The following is a 19,849-nucleotide window of genomic DNA, read 5'->3' on the forward strand; positions in this document are numbered from 1 at the left end:
TTAGCCAAGAGGCATCCGTTTGTGTCTCGAAGGATGCCTCGGCTTCCATATTTCTGCACAATCGACGTCTTTAATGGCCTATCCGTTGGTTGCAGTCTCACCGTCAATTTTCTTATTAAGCAGAAAACACCCGCCATGTTAAGGCCGACGAAAAAGCCGGAATCGAGGTATACCATGAGAAAGGTGATTAAAAAATTAAGGGATGAAAAGACCATTTTCGAAATGAAGAAATCTGAAATGCAGGAGCGGCAATCGGAAGAGATAGAAGAAGCATATAGAACAGGAATACGGATTGCTGCGAAATGGATCCGAGGAGCGTCTTACCAGGAACTAAAGGATGTCATCAAACGTCCGAACGCTAAACATGACGCTAACTATTTTTCATTAATGAGAAGCGTCTACTACACATCGCTAGAAAAGATTTGTCCCGAAGAGTCAAAACGATTCAAATGGGTCTACAATGACGCGTTCCTGAACGGTTGGCGTGAAGGAGTCAACAACATCTGGGAGTCAATAAAGGATGAGGTCAATCGATAACGATCTTTGAGAGGGGGTCAAAACGGACATCTCTCTACTTGTTTCAACTCACAAGAAAACAACAATCCGACAGAATTCTTCCCCAATTATCCGCACGCTGATTATGGCTCATCCTGCTGAAGTATACTTTGTTTCGCTGGTCGTCTTGATAGTCCGTAAATAGTCGGGAAACGTACATCGCGATGTCTTTTGTCTTGGGCCGGTCGGCCAACGACTTGAAAAAGCCCTATTTATCACTGGGATCTGACAAATGACTTCAATAGCAAAGACCCTTATCAGGCTCGGCCGGTTAAATCATCATTTGGCAGCGGAAGTGATGAAAATCCCAGAGGTTAGAAAGTTCAGAACCTGCTCGTCCCGGTTGGCCCTTAGCAACATGCTTAAAATATATCAGTTTGCACCACGCGGATTTGATCGAATGTTTGAAGCCATGGATGAGATAGGCATTCCGGAACACAGGAAATATTGCGCCCCCCTGCAGGCACTGTTCTGGCTGATCCAAGACCAAAAAATGCGTGTTTCAGGCATGCTTTTAGGCCTCAACGTTAATAAGCGAACTGACGAAAAGGGAAATTGTAGACCCCATTTACAATCAAAAATGGAATCTACAAATGAACAGAACGATTCGACCGGACACAATCAGGATTACACTCTTGAGAAAATTCTTAATGTGGCATGGAATGATGAGAGTCTATTGATTCAGCGCTCAAACATTCACCAAATCATTAACAGAATCCAAACCCAATCCGAGGCGGAAGAATATGCACTTCTTGTAAAACGGCATGAAGACCTTGACCTTCAGCGTTACATCATGGATGATTTTTTGATAAAGCGAGAAATTTTCGACATCAATGATTGGCAACAGATAGAAACCGCCATCGATCAATCCCGCTGGAAGACATTTCATACCGTTGCCGACCGGTTAAACTCTCCGGAGCTTGTCAGCTATTACATTAACAGGAAACTTTCTTTTCGCAAAACCCCAGCCAGCGGCGTCTACTTTACTTTCTTCGATAAAAAAGCACAGTGCACAGACGCTGCATATTTTGCCCAGTTCATGCTCAGGCGTGCGGGCTACAAAACCTTTATGAGGAGCGTAAAATGGGACGATGACCCCTGGGATGGACTCCATACCGGCGCAGGTATCATTCTCGAAGATGGACGCTACCTGCTGGTTTCCAATTATACTGGGGTCAATTCGATCTCAGGTCCCTTCTCAAACCTGGAAAGCCTGGACCAGAAGCTTTCATGCGGCAGGAAAATTATCAACAGGAAATGGGGAGCGTACTATCCACCACGATACTATTAAGAATTATTGGGGGCTACGGAAATATTAACGATTTTTTTCTGCTGACTTGTTTTGACGCGGTTTTTTATTTTGTCGCGAATAATAAGCAAAATTGTGCGGTGTTTTACCGTAATTAAACGTGGGTAATGTCCGCTGCTCAATGTTTGAACCAACCGCTCGACTGATCGCGCTGACCATTTTTGTATCTTCACCAGTAATAAATGTATACGCTTCACCACTGCGAGTTGCGCGGCCTGTTCGTCCTATCCGGTGAATATATGTGTCCGGTGTGGAGGGAATGTCATAGTTAATAACATGCGAAATACGAGTAACATCAATACCGCGAGCTGCGATATCGGTAGCTACCAAAATCTTATATTTCCCGTCGCGGAATCCATCAAGAGAAGCCTGTCTGCGCGACTGTGAAAGATTTCCTTGCAGTGATGCTGCTTGATAACCTGCTGTCATCAGTTTTTTACCCAGGCTCTTAGCGCGATGTTTAGTGCGTGTAAAAACCAGAACCGACTCAGCATTCGTATTCTCCAAGAGATTTAACAGCAACGCCGTTTTTAAATGATGGGCTACCGGATAAAATGCATGGCTGACTGTATCGGCAGTAGCAGTGTTGCCAATTTTAATAGTGACGGGATCATTAAGAAACGTTTTGGTCAATTGTCGAATTTCATGTGGCATGGTTGCTGAGAAGACCAGTGTCTGCCGATTCACCGGAAGATGTTTGAGAATCTGTTTGACATCCGGAATAAATCCCATATCCAGCATATGATCGGCTTCATCCAAAACCAATATTTCAAGCTGGGTAAGGTCGATATTATGGCGACGAATATGGTCAAGAAGACGGCCGGGACAGGCAACAACGATATCGGCCCGCTTCAATTTCTGAATCTGCTGATGGATTCCCACACCACCGTAAATAGCAACGCATCTGACGCCTGACGGACGTCCAAGGATTTCAATTGATTGATGTATCTGCTCAGCCAATTCGCGAGTCGGTGCGATTATAAGGGATCGAATGTGTCCTTGATTACCCGCTGCTAATCGCTGAAGTATCGGCAGAACAAACGCTGCCGTCTTGCCCGTACCTGTTTGAGCCAGCCCCATCACATCGCAACCTTTTACTACATGTGGAATAACGCCTACCTGGATTGGGGTTGGTTTTTCATAACCTGCTGTGGCAATCCCTTTGGCCACCAAGGGGTGAAAGTTAAAATTTCCAAAGTTCAATAAACACCTTCTTTCTGTGCTCCAAATAAAAAGCCCCGGATAAATTCCGGGGCTTACGTGATTTTTAGCTACAACCAGGAACACTGTTAATTAATCACATAACATACAGGCTGCAAAAAGCGCTGTCAAGTGATTTCCATTTAATTCACCTTAAGAAAAGAATTTAAAAATCGAGGGGGTTGGATGTCTGAGAATCACATTCGTTTAATTTGCTTTGTGTATAGATATGGACTATATAGTTTTAAACATGCACTGCCTTTATTTATAATCGTAACCACCAAGAGGAGACAATTTGGCAAGATCAAATTATTCATTTCAAAAACGTCAGAAGGAAATTGCGAGGAAGAAAAAAAAAGAAGAGAAGAAACAACGCAAGCTGGAGAAAAACAAGGCTGAACAGGAAGAATCCCTAAGCCAGAGTGATGATGAAGAGAAATACTTCTAAGCACGAGACACCTTTAACGCTGAGGTAATGAATGCGCCAAAAATATTTAATTTCCCGAAATTTAGAAAGAAAAGAACTGAGTATCATGGAATACGCAGTCCTTAACAAAAATTTGAATAAAGTGGCTCCGGAAAATTTACGTGGGGATAATTTCTCATTGGTTGGCGAAGAAATATATGAAAGTGAATTGATTAAAGCGTCCATTTCCCTTGGAAACCATGCGCTGGTCGAAATACTGCGTACTCGTAATATATTTCCAATTGGCCAATATGCCTGTAGAATAGCTGAAACGATAAAAGAACTATATCGCCTGTCCGAAGATGGTGCGATGGAATTGTTTTTTGATGATATGGATTTAATTTCTGTTGAATAAATCTGGAGCGCTGGGTGCTTTCTTAGTAATACTATCCCGACGGCCAGCAAACCACGGACAGGCCTGTTTCGGACACTCCTTGTTCAAATGCATCTGGCGGCAGCGGGTGTCGCCATCGGCTTTAAGCGGGATGGGCAGGATATCCCCGGAGATCTCGGCCACCTTTTTCAGTACCGTCCATATTTCCCGCTGGCAGCAGCGGGCGGCCTCGATGCTGTTGATGCTGCCGATCAGGGTGCCGGTCAGCTGCTGGACGATTTTGCGCTCGGCGGGGGTGATCGGCGTGCTTTTCAGAATTACCCCAAAGGCGATGCCCGCGCCCAACGGTGCGCCGCAACCCCCCCAGAATCCGCAGGTGCCGCCAGGTACGCCCTTGCCGCGATCGATAGCGGTGGTGATGTCCGCATCAGTGACATCTCCGCCCAGATTGCGATAGGTGGCCACGATGGCTCCGGCGATGGCAAAATGGTGCTCCGGTCCGTGCAGGGGAACCGCCGGGTGACTGCGGATGGTGTTGATCAGGGTGATCATGTCGGTTTCGGTCGAGGTCAGGCAGATGCGCCGGATTATTGCATCGGCATCTTGGCTGTGGCAGCGGTCGCAGACAAAATGGCCGTTTTCGCACACGGCATTGGCCAGTGATGTCTCACCGCAGAAACAGCAGGCCATGGGCTGATCCTGGGTCAGGTAGGTCAGGGGACTGCCGCAGCGCATACAGCCTGTGGAAAGTTTTAAAAAAGGTGTGCCGGTGGATTTCTCAGGGTTTATAGGGGGGGCATGTTTTTCTACCGGCTGCGCTTCCGGCGGGGTGTAACAGGCGCAGGTATTCTCCCCCTGGGGACCCAGGGCCGAGCCGTATTCATCCAGGAACAGCAGGGCGCCGTTCTCTTCATCGGTATCATCCCAGGGGATTTCGGTCTTTTCACCGCGCAATATCACCTGGCCGCTGTCGGTCACCACCGCAGCAAAGGGGCCGGGATAGACCACCGTCCGGGTGGTTGCGGCCCCGGGACGATAAGCGGTGAAGGTCAACGAGTAAAACCGGTGTCCCTGGACCTCGCGGTAAAAAAAGCGCTTGAGTATTTGAATGCGCTCGAAGCCGATGGATTCGAGCAGGCTGATCAGACGGGTTTGCAGCATCGCGCCGGAGATGCATTCACCGCGCAGTTTGGCGTCGTTTAAAATGGCCGCCGGCGGCAGGCTGTCGGTGGTGACGTCCGAGATCACCAACCGCCCGCCAGGTTTGAGAATGCGAAGAATTTCCGAGAAGGTGCGCTGTTTGTCCTCGGAAAGATTGACCACGCAGTTGGAGATGACCGCATCGGCAATGGCGTCATTAAGGGGCAGGGTTTCCAGGTAACCTTTTTTAAAGGTGACATTGGTGTACCCCAAATTTTTGGCCACACTGTCGATCGCCCCGCCTGCCAGAGCCAGCATGTCGTCGGTCATGTCGATGCCGATCGCAGCGCCATTGCGGCCGACTTTTCGGGCGGCGATAAAACATTCCACACCGGCGCCCGATCCCAGATCCACCAGGGTCTCGCCGGGCTTCAGGTCGGCATCCATCACCGGGCTGCCGCAGCCGTAGGAGCGGATCCGGGCGGACTCGGGGATGTGGGTGATATCTTTTTCATCGTAGCAGACCGGGTTGATGATGTCGGTGTTGGGGGTGACGGCCGCATCGGCGTAAAATGCGCCGACCACTTCCCGGGCCTTGGCAACCGAGAGCACGCAGTTGCTGTGGGTCAGGCTTACCCCGTGGCCGCCGTTGTCGCAGGAAAGCAGGCGGTCTCCCATTTTAAAGCGAATTTGCGGCAGGGTCTCGTCGATGGCTGGTCCGGCCGTATCGGTGATCAGCCAGCGGGCGATTTCTTGATAAAGCGGCCGGTAGGGATCGCCGCCGGAAAACCGACCGGCGGCATAGTAGCTGTGATCCATGTCGCTGCCGCCGATCAGAAAGCGCAACGGGTCGCCAGCCTCATCAGGGTCGGTGGCTACCGAGAGTTGGCGCAGGGTGTTGAAAAAGAGGCTGTCGCGCCAGACGGTGTCGAGCCCGTCTTTGATATGCCCGCCGCAGGCCGGGGCCTGACCGATCAGGGCCGGGGTGGGGTAGACGTGACCGTCCGGTCCCACAGCCAAAGATGTCCACCCGCCGCCGCCCAGATCGTGCCGGGTGCCCGGCGGAGAGAAAACGCGGGCGGCAATGGCGCTGATATTGTCGATTTCGATACCGGCGTTGACGGCCCGTTCATGGGCGATCATCAGGGCTTTGAAGATATCGTCGGGTTCGACAAAACTCTCCGGCCGGGCATTGCCGGTGACCAGCAGCCACAGATAGTGTAAGCCGGTGATGCCATGGGCCTGGGCCAGTTCCACCGGATGGGCCATCAAATCCAGGTTGGACCGGTCCACGGCCATGGCCAGGTTGGTGTCAATGCCGCTTTGGCCGACCCGGGCCAGGGCCCGGATTAGGCGGTCATAGCTGCCCTGGCCGCGCATCTGATCGTGGACAGTCCGATCGCCATCCACGCTGATCTGCAGATGCAGCCGGGAAAGGGGCAGGTCGGCAATATCGTTCCAGCGCTGCTCCAAAAGCAGGCCGTTGGTCAGCACCACCAGATGATTCTGCGCTGAATGACCCAGCACGATGTTGCAAATTTCGATAAAATCCGGATGCATCAGGGGCTCGCCGCCGGTGAGAAAAAAAAGACGCGCGCCCAGATCAAAGCTTTGCAGGAAGGCCTGTTTGAAGTCCGCCAGGGAAAGGGTCGTGCGCGAATGCGGCGAACAGGCGAACAGACAATGCCGGCAGGCCAGATTGCAATGGTCGGTGATATGAAACCAGCACTCTTCCAGCCGGTCCAGGGAAAGCAGGCCGGCACGTCCGGGGTAGGGCGATGGTTGGGGCACGGCCAACTGGGCCAGCAACTGCCGGGCGCGGGTCATGCCCAGGGGATTAAAACCGTTTTTCATCGATCCCCCCTGTTGAACCTGTTGGATCAGTTCGTCACCGGCCCGCGTAGGGACCATCCACAACGGGGTTTCCGGTTGCAGGTAAATGGGGGTGTCATTGTACAACAAGCGCTGCCATGGGCTGAGATCTGGTAGTTTCATGAGACTATTTTCACAATTTGGGATAATTTTTATTGCAATATCCAGTGTTGCTGCAAATAGTTGGTTTTGTTATGAGCTTAAGATCATAAGCACGGTTTGGCGTCAAGTAAAATAGCATTTTTCGATAACAATCAGTTGGCTAATCGCTTATATCGATTTGATTTGCCCAATGAATGAAATTATTGTCCGTTATTAAGCGTAAAAGGAGGGGAGATGACAGAAAACGAGCCACTTTGCATTGAACCGCAAATGACGGTATTGGATATTGTGCATCGTTATCGTGAAACCGAAGCGATTTTCAAACAGTGGGACAGCGTGGCGGGGGAGTGTATCTGCTGTCAGGCCCTTTTCGATACCGTGCAGCAGGTTGTCGACCGTTACGGGCTGGATCTGGAGCAATTGATGGCCGAGCTGAATGCGGTGATCCGCAAAGCGGATCTTTAGAGCTCATCCACAAATAGTTACAAGCCGTCCTTAAAGGGGACGGTTGGGAGTGATCAACATGACTGAAAATAAAACATCTCCAGCTCCTTTGCGTTTGACTGAAACGGTCAAAGGGGCAGGCTGAGCCTCCAAATTGCCTCCAGGGGACCTGGACCGGGCGTTATGCGGGTTGGACTTTCCAACCGATCCCAATGTGCTTGTGGGGCTATCCCGAGCCGATGATGCAGGGGTGTATAAAGTCTCCGAGGATTTGGCTTTGATTCAAACGGTGGATTTTTTCACGCCGGTGGTGGATGATCCCTACTGGTTCGGCCAGATTGCTGCCACCAACGCCCTGAGTGACGTTTACGCCATGGGCGGGGAGCCCAAAACGGCCATGAATCTGGTGGGGTTCCCTTTGAAAACCATGGATCTTTCCGTCCTGCGACAGGTGATTCAGGGCGGCATCGACAAGGTCAGGGAGGCCGGCGCGGTGCTTCTGGGCGGCCACAGCGTAGAGGATGATGAACTCAAATACGGGCTTTCGGTGACCGGATTCATCCATCCCCAACAGATTCTCCCCAAGCAGGGACTGAAGGCCGGGGATTGCCTGGTATTGACCAAACCACTGGGGACGGGAATCATCAACACGGCCATCAAGGGCAACCTGGCATCGGAAGCGATTACGCAAACGGTGACCGTCCTCATGGCCATGCTCAACCACACGGCCGCCATGGTGATGCGCCAATATCCGGTTCACGGGTGCACCGACATCACCGGATTCGGATTGATCGGCCATTTGGCCGAGATGATGCAAGGCACGGACCTGGGAATAAAACTCTTCGCCCAGCATTTGCCGGTGATCGATACCGCGCTGGATTTCGCCGCCATGGGACTGGTACCGGGTGGTGCGCACAAAAACCGGAGTTTTCGCGAGTCCATGGTCAACATGGACCCTGCCGTAGACCCGGCCATGCAGGATATCCTTTACGATCCCCAGACGTCCGGGGGCCTTTGCATTGCCGTTGATCCAGCATCTGCGGATGCCTTGGTAACGCATCTGCAGGACGAAGGGGTGGACCATGCGGTGGTCATCGGAGAGGTGGTAGAGACGCCGGCTGGTATTATCCAGGTGACGGCTTCCTGAAAAATAAAAATTGTATTGAAATTCAATGGTATAAGAGGAATCTAACGTGGAAAAAATCGACGCCAGAGGATTGTCCTGTCCGGCTCCGGTTCTGGAGACCAAAGCTGCCGTGGAGCAGCACCATCCCCAGCAAATCGAAGTGATCGTAGATAATGAACCGGCCAAACAGAATGTCAGCCGCTTTTTGAACTCGCAAGGATATCAGACCGAAGTCAAGCAGGAAGACGATTTGTTCATGGTCGTCGGTACCGGCGATGGCGAACCGGTTCCGGCACAAGCACCGGCAGCAAAAGCACCGCAAACCGATGCAGTCAAAATCGTGGTCATGGTGGCCGCCGATCGTATGGGTAGCGGTGATGATGAACTGGGCGGCAAATTGATGATTAACTTTATCAAGACCCTCAAGGAGATGGGCGACGAGTTGTGGCGGCTGGTGTTAGTCAACAGCGGCGTCAAGCTGACCATCGATGGTGCGGCGACCCTTGACGACCTCAAGGAACTGGAGGACGGCGGCCTGACCATCCTGGTCTGCGGCACCTGTCTGGACCACTTCAACTTGCTCGAGCAAAAAAAGGTCGGCCAGACCACCAACATGCTTGATGTTGTTACCTCCATGCAGCTTGCTGATAAGGTGATCAACATTTAGGATGCCAGGGGCGACCGGCGGGTCGCCCCTACCGTTCATATCATTTCCAATCCCCGCAGCCGATTGACGGCAAAGGCCAGCTCGATTCCCCGAAACCGTGCGAAATGGCCGGAAATACGGCGGCTGATCACATCCAGTCCGCTCTCCTCAATGTCCGTGATGACCCGTTTGACAATTTCCGGCAGCGGAGTGTTGCCGTCCATGTAGACCTTCGCATATTCCATGGCCATGCCGATGGCCTTGGTCTGGGAAAGCTCCATGAGTTGTTCCAGATCGGTGAGATCGATCTCTTGACGGCCATAGGTCAGACGATGAACATCCCGGGCAATGATTCTCACCTTGCCATACTCGTTCAAGGGATCGAGGCTGTCGGCCACTGGAATGCGTGTCTGGATTTTAAAGGGATAAGGGGTGCCTTCGTTACGGCGCTTGCCCGGAAACTGATCGGCAATGGCGTGCGCCTTATCCGTCACATCCATGGGTTGATAGTTTTTAACCTGAATCACATGATCGGCCACATCAAAATAATCTCCCACACCCCCCAGCACCAGCACCGTGGAAATGTTTTTCTCATCAAACAGGTTGCGTACCCGGTCGATAAACGGGGTGATCGGCTCGTCGTCCTTTTTCACCAACTGCTGCATTTTCTGGTCACGGACGATGAAATTCGCCGCGCAGGTGTCCTCATCCATGAACAGGGCCTCGGCCCCCGACTCGATGGCCTCCATAATCGTCGCTGCCTGGGAAGTACTGCCGCTGGCGTTGGTGCTGTAAAAGGATGTAGTGTCTTTTTGCAGAGGCAGGTTTTGGATAAACGCAGAAATATCGGTGCCTGTCACCGGCCGGCCACTGTAAGCACGGACTTTTACGGACATTGCATTGGACACGCAGCGCTCCCGGCCGTCACCGGGAATGTGATTGTAGATGCCGGTTTCAATCGCGCTAAGCAGTGTTGACTTGCCATGGTAACCACCACCGGTAATCAGGGTGATGCCCTTGGGAATGCCCATGCCGTTGATCGCTCCGGCATGGGGCAGGGTGAGTTCGTGGGTGAGGCTGGACGGCGCCAGAAAGGGAACCGCGGCTGCTGCATCCATGGGTTTGTCGCTGGTACCGCTTTCGCGCGGAAGAATCGAGTCGTTGGCAATAAAGGCGACCAAACCGAGTGCGTCCAGGCTGCTGCGCAAAAACTCGGCATCTTCGGCCGCCGCAACGTGCCGGTGCAGGGCCTGGTAATCGGCCTGCCGGTCAAGCAGTGTTTGGCCTGCGATTTCCGGGAGTGCCTGCAGCAGCATGTGCGTGGCGATGTCCGCCAGAATGCGTCTGCCGTCGGCGGGAAGGCCCACGAAGCAGCGAATTTCCGCCATCTCATCGGTGATGACGACACTGCTTCGCTCAAGAATGGCCTGGCCCGGTTCATCGATGGTGATGATCCCGCCAAAACCGGTGCCCTGACGTTTGCCGCAAATCCGTCGGCTGGCATCGAAAAAGCGCCGGGCCAGGTAATCGGCGCAGGCGATGCGCTGGGTCTTGGAGTCGGTGGGAAGCTTAATAATGCGGCGATCATCGCGACGGGCCTGAACGCGGTAGATCCCGGTGTGCGGCGGGGCGTACGGGTCCTTTGGGATCTGCTGAATTTTAAGGCTGAAGCACTCAAAATCATAATGGCCCAGGATGCGCTGGTAGTTGCCGTAATCCCGGCCGTCTAAGGATGTCAGTGTTTTTTGAAGATCGTTTGCCGGTGGCATATTGCGTTTCCTGAAAAATTGTCGTTTGGTGGGAACGATTCTATAGTATTTAAGATAATGTTTTCGGCAAGGCCAGAGAGAGGAGGCTGTATAACCAATACCGCGACGACCGATAAAGCAGCCCAAAAACATTATTTTGAATGCTATAAAAAAATTATTGTAAACCATCTCACCGATGTCTTCCAGCCCAATATTTTTTGCGGAGAATCAACTGACATGGCGGCTGAAGCTTGGGCGAGCGAACGCAGTTGTCGATTTTTCGCTTGCGTTTTGCCGGCGTATTGCTGATATTTTTTTGATTGCCGGATACCAACCCATTCAAGCACGGAGAGATCATGAGAGTTCTTATCTACGTTGTGTTTCTTACCGTACTGGCAGCACAAGCACTATTTGCCGGGCCGGCCGAACAGCTGGGCGACGAACTCCAGCAGTGCGGCGTCCAGAATCCCAACACCGTGCCGGACAACTGGGTTTCCGTTGGTGTCCTGACCGGCCGGCACCAAGCGTGTTTTACCTACATTCCCCCGTCTTTTCGGTATGTTCCCTTGGGGGAGGCGTCAAATCTATATGTTGAGGATGATTACACCAGTGCCTCGATCATCGGCGGCGTGTTGCCTGCGGGATATTCATGTGACCTGAATGGAGTAACAAACTGGTATGGTAATATCGTTTCCCAGACCGGCTGCATGAACCCGAAGCTTGAGTGGTACGATGTCAATGCATCCAGCTTCGTGTACTCGTGTACCAAGAACAACGTTGCGCTGATCGGTGGGGTAAAGGCGATTATCGACGGTTCAAACACAATGTTCTGCAGCGTAACGGTCATGGGGTATGCAATGCCCCAGAGTAACATCAAGAAAGCATGTCAGTTGTCCCAGATTTTGCATGGTGTAAAATGCACCAATCCGCAGTTCGGCGGTAAGGTCTGCCACAAACCGATCTGCAGCAACAACTGCAAAGCGTCTGGATATATGGGCGGTTACTGCAATTCCCTTGAGGAATGTGTATGTACCAAATAAAACATCAACAAAGGATAGTCAATGCATCAACCCAGAGACACCCATTCAAAAACAATCGGTTACATCCTGTGGATTTTCGGTTTCATGGGCGCGCACCGGTTTTATTACGGCAAACCCGTCAGCGGAACCATTTGGTTTTTCACATTGGGGCTTTTGTTTGTCGGCTGGATCATCGACTTGTTTCTCATTCCGGGCATGGACCTAGAGGCGGATTTCAAATACCGCGAAGGCAAGCTTGATTACACCGTGGCCTGGATTCTGCTCACCTTTCTGGGGCTTTTGGGGATTCATCGATTCTACATGGGAAAATGGCTTTCCGGGTTCATTTACCTGATTTCCGGCGGCATTTTCGGTATTGGCGTGTTGTATGATTTCTGGACGCTCAACGGTCAGGTCTCGGAAGTCAATCGGGCAACCTAAGTCCAGCAATTGTAATTTTGGAGGTGTTCAGCGGGAATTTCATCGATCCATAGTAAAAAATGATGATCGATTACGATTACGCGCACGAGCACGAAAGACGCCAATGCCCGTCGTGCTCGTGCTCAGCGAAGCGGTGCTTGTAATCGGAAAGTTTGACATAGCATAATTACAATTGCTGCAATCCCGCGCTTCAGATTGATCCCCTAATGGACAGGTATCCATGAAAAACACCATTGCAAAAAACATGCAGATGTTTCAACGGGTGCCGGAAGCGCCCACCAATCCGAAGCAACCGCAGAAAACGAAAAACCGTTTCGATATCGGCGACCTGTACGACGATGGGGTTGGGGCAGGAGAAACCACCCAAACCGGGCTGGACGAAAAGCTGCGCCAGGCCTATTTCTGGATTACCAATACGGCCATCATCAGCCCCTTTTACGACATTGAATACAACGATCAGGCACCGAGCTCATTCACCTTTGGTGACAGCAATGCCCGGGTGACCCTTCCCACCGGACAGAGTTATTCCAGTTTTGTGCTGCTGCCGCTTTTGAATCTGGCCGTGCGCCGGCGCTGCCTGATTGTCGGCGGGCCGGGCCGGGGCAAAACCGCCACGGCCATTTTGATGGGGCTGATCGCCGGCTACGACCTGACCGACGTCAAGCGGGCCATCCAGCACGGACAGCCCCAGATGACCATTGCCGATCTATTGGGCCATCCGCTGCCGGCGGACATGGTCAAGGCCGAAAGCACGCGCGACATCCGCATCGCCTGGCGGCGCTGGCTGGAGATGCGGGTCAAGATCATCGACGAGTACAACCGCATCCCCACGCGCACCCAGTCTGCGCTGTTGACCGTGCTGGCGGACAACTACGCGGAAATTCTGGACCAGGTTTACGAATGTCCGGAATCGGCCTGGTTTCTCACGGCCAACGACGATGGCGGGGGCGGTACCTATCAGGTAATCGAGGCCCTGCGCGATCGCATCGACATCGTCATCCGGGCCCTGCATTTCAACACCCGTTTTCTGGGCGACCTTCAGCGCCGCATCGAGCATCGCTTTCGTCCGGAACGCATGGTGCCCGAAGAGATTATCTTTACGGATGAGGAGATCAGCGCCGTCCAGCGCCGCATCCTCGATATCGAACTGCCCCGGCCGGTGAGAAGCCGGCTGGAATTTTTCTGCCGCCATTTCGAATTTTTCGAGCCAGCCTCCACCACCCTCGAGTACATGACCAAGGACACGGCCAAACTGTCCGGCCTGGATTTCAGAAACCTGGCCCGCCAGGAAACCGGCAAGGACCGGGTGCGCGATCTGGGCACCCAGACTCGAAACGGCCTGTCGGTCCGCAAGCTCATGACGGTGCTGGTTTTCTCCAAAGCCCTGGCCTATTTCAGAGGTGCGCCGTTGGTAGAGCTGGAAGACGTGCGTCAGATTCTGCCCTTTGTGCTTCACGACACCCTGTCGCCCCACCTGGAATCGGAGTTTTTCGACCAGCCCGGCTGCGGGGCCTTTCGGGTGGACCGCATTTCGTGGCTGCGCCATCTGTTCGATCTTTCCTGCGGAGAGTATGAACGGCTCAATCTGGATGAAGCCGATCCCCTGGCGCCCTTTGATAGCGATTTCGAAAAAGGTCTGGATGGGCTTGCCGCCGGTGAGGTAGAGCAGAAAATGGTGCGCATTGAAGCGATTCTGAACGAATGGGCCGGAAGCGGCAAACTCTACGGCCACATGGCCGATGATATTCTCAAACTCAAATACTACCACCAGCGCTACGCCAACTACCACCGGTGGCTGTTATGGAAAAGCTGACATTTGAGCCGCTGATCGGTCTGCTGGCCCGCAAACGCGAGGCCTGCAACCGTCTTTTTGCCGCCTATTCGATCCGCTACCCGGCCTTGGATGGCGAGGTGGTCAAAACATGGGTGGTCAAAACCATACAGCCGGTGATGCAATCCCTTGGCAATGACGATGCATCGCTGGCCGAGCGAACCTTCGACGACCTGTATGAGACGATTCTGGATCTGGCCGGCGCCCACCGGCTGCAGACATGGGGGTGGTATTACCATCCGGTGCTGACCATGGCTGCCCTTGCCGGCCGATCGACCGGCGACCGGCCGGAAACCATCATCCGCGCCATGGCCAAGGCTATGACCACCATTCTGGCCGATGATCCTGAGGCGGCCGGCCGCTGGCTGGAAGCCATGCAAACAGCCCTTCCGCTTTGCACCACCGCCGATCAACTGCTCAATGCCGGGCGTCTGTGCGCCTGGAAAGCCGGTCTGGCCTATCTCAGGCGCAGGGCCTTGTCCGCGCTGGAAGCACTTCCCCCGGCGGTGATCCGGAACGTATTGAGGGTGGCATCATCGGAAGAATTGGTCAAGGCTTTGGCAAGCCATCCCTGGCAGCTTCCCGGACAACAAAAAGCGGTGGGTGCGCCGGTGTTGCGATACCGGGCCGGCGGCTTCAGAGGATTCGGGGGACCGTTTTTCAGGCCACCGACCGTGGCGCGTGTGGATGAGCACTTTGTTGCCACGGACGGCCTGAGCTGCTGCGTCGTATTCGCCGATGCTTTTGGCGTTTCGGTTCGCCGGCAGGCTGCGGTCCAGCCGTTGGATATCAGCCGGCAGGCCGCCTGCGACCATCGGGCCATGCGGCGGGAGATATCGGACAGCGGACTTTTGCTGCCCGGCTTTATGGATGATATCCACTCTGTTGCCGCCGGCAACCATACCCTGATGCTGACCCGGGCATCGTCTCATTTTTTGTATGTGTACCAGTGCCCATGAAATCCGGAGTTCTCATGCAACAACGCACCACCAAAACGCTGCATTCCGACTGGCGATCTGCCTGGCCCCAGGCGCTGGAGCTCTGGAACACCTACATCAAGCTGCGGGAACCCATCTGGTGCCAGACGGAAGATGCGGCCCGAAAAGAAGGGCTTTCGGGATCCTTTGCCATGATCCGGCTGACCGATCATCTGGTGGTCATTGATCTGTCCCAGGTGGATCAAAACCAGGTCAACGCGTTCGGTCTCCAGATTCTGGCCCATGAAATCGGTCACCACGTGTATATTCCGGCCAATCTGCATGACAATGCCCGCCTGCTGGCAAGGATGCGCTGGGGCCTGGCCGGCATCGAAGACCGGGCTCCGCTGGTCGCCAATCTTTATGCCGATCAACTCATCAACCATCATCTGCACCAGGACAAGGGGCTGGACATGGCCGCCGTATTCAAAAAACTCGGCAGCGGCATCACGCCATCACCGGTCTGGACCTGGATGCTGCGCTGCTATGAGCATCTCTGGCGTCTGGAAAAAGGTTGGCTGATTGGCAAGGCCAATTGCAGTGAGGAAATGGATGCCGATGCGTCCCTGGGCGCTTCCCTGATCCGCAGTTACGCAAGGCACTGGCTTGACGGGGCCGGGCGCTATGCTGCCTTGCTCTACCCCTATCTGCTGGAGGATGCTGATTTCACCGCCGCCCGTCAATCGATTGTTCTGCTGGCGGACGCCACAGAATGCGGTGCGGGCGGGGCAGGGATCTCCGGGCTGGCGCGCATGGATGAGGCCGAACTGGGGGAAATCGTGGACCCGCGGCTCGAAGCCCTGGGAAAAGCCGGCTTGCAGGACAAAAAAGCCGGCAAGGCAGCAGCGGCAAACCGGCTTCCCGATGCAAATGGCGATGTCGAAGTCAAACAGCGCTACCGCAATCCGGGTGTCTACATCGATCTGATGCAGCAGGTCGATCCCCTGGCCGATGCAAAAACGTTGATCATCCTTTATTACCGGGAACTGGCCCTGCCGCACCTGGTGCCTTTTCCCACCGATGATCATCGGCCTTTTGCAGAACTGCTTCCTGAAGGCACGGACAGCTGGGAAAACGGTGATCCCATGGAGGAATTGGATTACCTGGAATCGGCCCTGGTCTCGCCCCAGATCATTCCCGGCTACACCACCCGCAAACGGGTGTACGGCACCGCCGATGATTCCAGCGATGATCCCACCCCGCTGGATTTGTATGTGGGCATCGACTGTTCGGGCTCCATGGTCAACCCGGCGCAGCATCTATCATGGCCGGTGCTGGCCGGCGCCGTGGTGGGCTTGTCGGCATTGCGGGCCGGCGCCTCGGTCAAGGCCGTGCTTTCCGGTGAACCGGGAAGCTACATGGAGACAAACGGCTTCGTCAATACGGAAAACGAGGTTCTCGCGGTGCTGACCGATTACCTGGGGACGGGGTACGCCTTTGGCATTTCCCGGCTTGAGACCGACTTTACGGACGAGCGGGAGAAAAAAACGCATATCATGATCATTACCGATGATGACATCTTTTCGATGCTCGGTGCGAATGCCGAAGACGGTCGCCTGGGATGGGATATCGCCGAACAGGCGTTGACCCATGCCCGTGGGGGCGGAACGATCGCGCTGCACTCACAGTCTGACTGGCGTGAGAAAGAGCGTAAACAACTGCAAGACATGGGGTGGCGAACCCACTGTGTGGCCGACGAGGAAGAACTCCTGGCCTTTGCCGCGGCCTTTGCGAAGAGCCATTATGGTATCGAGGATCAACGGCCATGAAAAACACCGACAGCCCGGATCTGACGGATTTGATGCACCACCTGGGTGCGTGCCCCTTCGAGTTTCAGATGATGCCGCGCATGGGAGAAACAGGTGAGATCGATACTGCGGCCCTTTGCCGGGATGCCCTGCGCATGGTGGGCCATGAACCGCTTTCAGGTGCTGCTGAAAAACAGGTCCATTTTACCTTGCCGCCCAACCCGGACCATCTTCTGGCCGCTCAAATAGGATGCTGGTTTTTCTCGCATGCTTGGTTCCGCGGCAGAAAAAACCTGATTCCAAAAATCGTCTATTTTTTAAGTGAGGTGTTGGAGAGCATCAGTGAGCATGTTCAACCCGCGCTCTGGGTGCGCGACATGGAACGGCGCGAGGAGTTCTGTCGCCTGGCCCTGGCCGCCTGCAAGCTGGTGCCTTTGGGAGAGACTAAAAAACAGGCAGCCGAACGCTTTGAGTCGGTCAGCACCCTGAAACGGAACAAGGTGCTTTCGAAAACTGCCGCTGCCTACCATCGCATGAAAGAAATCCGTCGACAAATGAAGGAAAAAGCGGCCCGTGAAGCCGCCAATGTCTACGGGAGGGAATAAGTGAAACCCGCAGCCGTGCTGTCCGACGTGCGTCGCTTTCCGGCCATCCAGGACCTGGCGTATCTGAACGCCTTGCGCCAGCATGACTTTGCACCGATCTTCAATTTCAAAAGCGGCGACCGGCTGACAAAAGATGACGTCCAGGCCGTGCGCCGCTATCATGGGGCCATCACCAGCCGGCCCAAAGCCTGGCCGCCCGGTGAAACGCCACATTGGTTGGCCGCCTACCTGGCCCGCTGTGCAGAAGCGGTTCCGGCCTTTCGTGGTCGATCGGACCGGATCACGGAAAACCCTTCCATAGGGCGTGAGGATCTGAGGATCGCACCGTGGAATTATGTGGCCGATGACTGCCCGGCCGAGGATCTTCTGGTCTACAGCACTTCCGGTACCACAGGGCCGCCCCTGGATGTTCTCTTCGACCGTATTACTCAGGCCTGCTATCTGCCTCAGCTTGAATGGGTGTTGCACCAGTTTGGCGTGACCCTTGAGCGTGGCGCAGATCAGGCGGCCATTGCCCTGATCTGCGCCCAGCAAGAGACCCTGACCTATGCCTCGCTGTCGGCCTACCTGGACGGCGCGGGAATCCTCAAGCTGAACCTGAATCCGGCCGACTGGCGGGATCCTTCCCACCGGAATCGATTCCTCGAGGCGGTAAACCCGCAGATTCTCACCGGCGATCCTTTTGCCTTCCAGAAGCTGTTGGCCCTGAAACCGGCCATCTCCCCAAAGGCCCTGGTCTCATCGGCCATTGCCCTATCAACAGGGCTCAAATGCGAACTGGAAGCCTGTTTTGCCTGCCCGGTCGTCGATGTCTACTCGCTGACCGAATGCCGGATGATCGCCTTTGCCACCCCTGCCGGTCACCAGTTGATCCGCCACGACCTGTTCCTCGAAGTGCTGGCGCCCGATCGAGATGTTCCGGTTGCCCCGGGTGAGCCAGGGGAGCTGACCCTGACCGGCGGCAACAATCCGTTTCTCCATCTGATCCGTTATCGTACCGGAGATACCTGCCGGCTCGTCCATGACGGCGAGCGCATGCTGTTAAAAGATCTTGAAGGCCGCCGGCCGGTGATTTTCAGGGACGAGAACGGGCGCTTCATCAACAGCGTCGATATTTCCCGGGCCCTGGCCGAATTCAGCCTGGCCGCTTTCACGCTTCATCAGCACCGTGACGGCAGCCTGAGTCTTTGCCTGTATGGAAGAGCGCAGAAGACCGCTGAAATAAAAGAACAACTGAAAAAACGGTTCGGCGCATCGCTTCCATTGACGGTCAGCCAAAAACTCAGCCTTCCCCAAGGCGTCTGTAAACCGACGACCTATTCCAGTGACCTGAAGGGGCCAAGGTGAGAAAAACCGGGCTCACGCTTGGCAAATACGCACCGTTTCATAAAGGGCACCAGCACGTGATCGAAACCGCCCTGGCCGAAATGGACGCGGTGGTCGTCATTGTTTACAATGCCAGTGATGTGACTGACGTTCCGCTTGCCACCCGGGCCGGGTGGATTCGCTCGATCTACCCCGGTGTACGCGTGATCGAAGCGCCGGACGGCCCCCAGGTGGTGGGGGATACACCGGCCATCCGGGCCCTGCATGAGGATTATCTGCTGAGCCGCCTGAAGATCTCCGGCATCACCCATTTTTACTCCAGCGAGTTCTACGGCGGGCACATCAGCCGGGCCCTTGGCGCCGTTGACCGGCAGGTCGACCCGCAGCGCCGGACGGTTCCGGTGTCCGGTACCCTGATCAGAGAGTCACCCTACCAGTATCGCCATTTTCTCGATCCGCTGGTTTACCGGGATCTGATCAAAAACATTGTGTTCCTTGGGGCGCCGTGCACCGGCAAGACCACTCTGGCAGAGGCCCTTGCCCAATGCTACGATACCGTGTGGATGCCGGAATACGGGCGCGAGTACTGGGAAAAGCATCAACACAAGCGGCGTCTTTCCCAGGCGCAACTGCTGACGCTGGCCCGGACCCACCTTGATCTTGAAAACCGGAAACTGCTGGAGGCCAACTGCTTTTTGTTTACCGACACCAATGTCCTGGCCACAGTAATGTTTGCCCGTTACTACCATGGATCGGCCGACGAGCCTTTGGAAGCCCTGGCCCGGCAGGCGGCTCACCGTTACCACACCGTTTTTCTCTGTGATACGGACATCGCCTATGAGGATACCTGGGATCGCTAGGGCGATGGGCAGCGCAAGGCCTTCCAACAGGCGATTATTGACGATCTGAAACAGCGGGAGATTCCCTTTTACGTATTATCCGGCAGCCTGGAGGAGAGAA

At 54.4% G+C, this 19,849-nt stretch carries 18 protein-coding genes; 15 read left to right on the forward strand and 3 right to left on the reverse strand.

All coding sequences use genetic code 11. The annotated features are described in order from the left end of the window. The first annotated feature begins 174 nt into the window (after positions 1-174). Positions 175-537, forward strand: coding sequence for a hypothetical protein (locus Dvar_RS01955; RefSeq protein ID WP_419660045.1), 363 nt, complete (start codon positions 175-177; stop codon positions 535-537). A 250-nt stretch (positions 538-787) separates the two neighbouring features. Further along, positions 788-1,846, forward strand: a complete 1,059-nt coding sequence (locus tag Dvar_RS01960) for a hypothetical protein (protein ID WP_419660046.1) — start codon at positions 788-790, stop codon at positions 1,844-1,846. Positions 1,847-1,870: 24 nt separating this feature from the next. On the opposite strand, the gene Dvar_RS01965 is transcribed toward Dvar_RS01960, so the two are convergent. Continuing rightward, positions 1,871-3,067 (reverse strand): DEAD/DEAH box helicase, encoded by a 1,197-nt coding sequence (locus Dvar_RS01965; RefSeq protein WP_419660047.1) that lies wholly within the window; start codon positions 3,065-3,067, stop codon positions 1,871-1,873. Between the two features lie 292 nt (positions 3,068-3,359). On the opposite strand from Dvar_RS01965, the gene Dvar_RS01970 reads away from it, so the two are divergent. Together Dvar_RS01970 and Dvar_RS01975 are read left to right on the forward strand one after the other, a co-directional pair. Continuing rightward, positions 3,360-3,512, forward strand: a complete 153-nt coding sequence (locus Dvar_RS01970; RefSeq protein WP_419660048.1) for a hypothetical protein — start codon at positions 3,360-3,362, stop codon at positions 3,510-3,512. A 31-nt stretch (positions 3,513-3,543) separates the two neighbouring features. Further along, entirely contained in the window at positions 3,544-3,885 is a 342-nt protein-coding gene (locus Dvar_RS01975) for a hypothetical protein (protein WP_419660049.1), read from the forward strand. On the opposite strand, the gene Dvar_RS01980 is transcribed toward Dvar_RS01975, so the two are convergent. Beyond that, a complete protein-coding gene (locus Dvar_RS01980) occupies positions 3,868-6,999 on the reverse strand; it encodes a DUF5714 domain-containing protein (RefSeq protein WP_419660050.1) in 3,132 nt (1,043 codons plus the stop codon). The two genes, Dvar_RS01975 and Dvar_RS01980, sit on opposite strands and share 18 nt — an antisense overlap. A 213-nt stretch (positions 7,000-7,212) precedes the next feature. On the opposite strand from Dvar_RS01980, the gene Dvar_RS01985 reads away from it, so the two are divergent. Genes Dvar_RS01985 through yedF form a run of 3 tightly spaced genes read left to right on the forward strand, consistent with a single transcriptional unit; the run spans position 7,213 to position 9,215 of the window. Continuing rightward, a complete protein-coding gene (locus tag Dvar_RS01985) occupies positions 7,213-7,443 on the forward strand; it encodes a hypothetical protein (RefSeq protein ID WP_419660051.1) in 231 nt (76 codons plus the stop codon). A 58-nt stretch (positions 7,444-7,501) separates the two neighbouring features. After that, positions 7,502-8,569 carry a selenide, water dikinase SelD gene (selD, locus tag Dvar_RS01990; RefSeq protein ID WP_419660052.1) on the forward strand — a complete coding sequence of 356 codons (1,068 nt, stop codon included), beginning with the start codon at positions 7,502-7,504 and terminating at the stop codon, positions 8,567-8,569. A 46-nt stretch (positions 8,570-8,615) separates the two neighbouring features. Next, a complete protein-coding gene (yedF, locus tag Dvar_RS01995; RefSeq protein WP_419660053.1) occupies positions 8,616-9,215 on the forward strand; it encodes a sulfurtransferase-like selenium metabolism protein YedF in 600 nt (199 codons plus the stop codon). 35 nt (positions 9,216-9,250) lie between these two features. Here yedF and Dvar_RS02000 read toward each other — a convergent pair whose 3' ends face one another. Further along, on the reverse strand, positions 9,251-10,963 hold the full coding sequence (locus tag Dvar_RS02000; protein ID WP_419660054.1) for an ABC-ATPase domain-containing protein: 1,713 nt from the start codon (positions 10,961-10,963) through the stop codon (positions 9,251-9,253). A gap of 335 nt (positions 10,964-11,298) precedes the next feature. Between Dvar_RS02000 and Dvar_RS02005 the strand changes: the two genes are divergently transcribed. The 8 genes from Dvar_RS02005 (at position 11,299) to Dvar_RS02040 (ending at position 19,749) form a co-directional block, all read left to right on the forward strand. Further along, complete coding sequence (locus tag Dvar_RS02005) at positions 11,299-11,982, forward strand: hypothetical protein (protein ID WP_419660055.1); 684 nt, start codon at positions 11,299-11,301, stop codon at positions 11,980-11,982. Positions 11,983-12,003: 21 nt separating this feature from the next. Continuing rightward, positions 12,004-12,402, forward strand: a complete 399-nt coding sequence (locus tag Dvar_RS02010; protein WP_419660056.1) for an NINE protein — start codon at positions 12,004-12,006, stop codon at positions 12,400-12,402. 220 nt (positions 12,403-12,622) lie between these two features. Further along, positions 12,623-14,215 (forward strand): AAA family ATPase, encoded by a 1,593-nt coding sequence (locus Dvar_RS02015; protein WP_419660057.1) that lies wholly within the window; start codon positions 12,623-12,625, stop codon positions 14,213-14,215. After that, entirely contained in the window at positions 14,203-15,192 is a 990-nt protein-coding gene (locus Dvar_RS02020) for a hypothetical protein (protein ID WP_419660058.1), read from the forward strand. The genes Dvar_RS02015 and Dvar_RS02020 overlap by 13 nt, the downstream gene beginning before the upstream one ends. A gap of 14 nt (positions 15,193-15,206) precedes the next feature. Continuing rightward, a complete protein-coding gene (locus Dvar_RS02025; RefSeq protein WP_419660059.1) occupies positions 15,207-16,979 on the forward strand; it encodes a hypothetical protein in 1,773 nt (590 codons plus the stop codon). Continuing rightward, on the forward strand, positions 16,976-17,563 hold the full coding sequence (locus Dvar_RS02030) for a hypothetical protein (protein WP_419660060.1): 588 nt from the start codon (positions 16,976-16,978) through the stop codon (positions 17,561-17,563). Before Dvar_RS02025 ends, Dvar_RS02030 begins: the two co-directional genes overlap by 4 nt. Beyond that, positions 17,564-18,910, forward strand: coding sequence for an AMP-binding protein (locus Dvar_RS02035; protein WP_419660061.1), 1,347 nt, complete (start codon positions 17,564-17,566; stop codon positions 18,908-18,910). Next, positions 18,907-19,749 (forward strand): AAA family ATPase, encoded by an 843-nt coding sequence (locus Dvar_RS02040; protein WP_419660062.1) that lies wholly within the window; start codon positions 18,907-18,909, stop codon positions 19,747-19,749. Before Dvar_RS02035 ends, Dvar_RS02040 begins: the two co-directional genes overlap by 4 nt. Positions 19,750-19,849 lie beyond the last annotated feature (100 nt).

It is taken from the genome of Desulfosarcina variabilis str. Montpellier, assembly GCF_048565275.1.
In the GTDB taxonomy this organism is placed as follows: Bacteria; Desulfobacterota; Desulfobacteria; order Desulfobacterales; family Desulfosarcinaceae; genus Desulfosarcina; species Desulfosarcina variabilis.

Coding starts and splice junctions, on each gene's coding strand:
- Dvar_RS01955 (WP_419660045.1), top strand. CDS start 175: ATGAGAAAGGTGATTAAAAAATTAAGGGATGAAAAGACCATTTTCGAA.
- Dvar_RS01960 (WP_419660046.1), top strand. CDS start 788: ATGACTTCAATAGCAAAGACCCTTATCAGGCTCGGCCGGTTAAATCAT.
- Dvar_RS01975 (WP_419660049.1), top strand. CDS start 3,544: ATGCGCCAAAAATATTTAATTTCCCGAAATTTAGAAAGAAAAGAACTG.
- Dvar_RS01980 (WP_419660050.1), bottom strand. CDS start 6,999: ATGAAACTACCAGATCTCAGCCCATGGCAGCGCTTGTTGTACAATGAC.
- Dvar_RS01985 (WP_419660051.1), top strand. CDS start 7,213: ATGACAGAAAACGAGCCACTTTGCATTGAACCGCAAATGACGGTATTG.
- Dvar_RS02000 (WP_419660054.1), bottom strand. CDS start 10,963: ATGCCACCGGCAAACGATCTTCAAAAAACACTGACATCCTTAGACGGC.
- Dvar_RS02005 (WP_419660055.1), top strand. CDS start 11,299: ATGAGAGTTCTTATCTACGTTGTGTTTCTTACCGTACTGGCAGCACAA.
- Dvar_RS02010 (WP_419660056.1), top strand. CDS start 12,004: ATGCATCAACCCAGAGACACCCATTCAAAAACAATCGGTTACATCCTG.
- Dvar_RS02015 (WP_419660057.1), top strand. CDS start 12,623: ATGAAAAACACCATTGCAAAAAACATGCAGATGTTTCAACGGGTGCCG.
- Dvar_RS02020 (WP_419660058.1), top strand. CDS start 14,203: ATGGAAAAGCTGACATTTGAGCCGCTGATCGGTCTGCTGGCCCGCAAA.
- Dvar_RS02025 (WP_419660059.1), top strand. CDS start 15,207: ATGCAACAACGCACCACCAAAACGCTGCATTCCGACTGGCGATCTGCC.
- Dvar_RS02030 (WP_419660060.1), top strand. CDS start 16,976: ATGAAAAACACCGACAGCCCGGATCTGACGGATTTGATGCACCACCTG.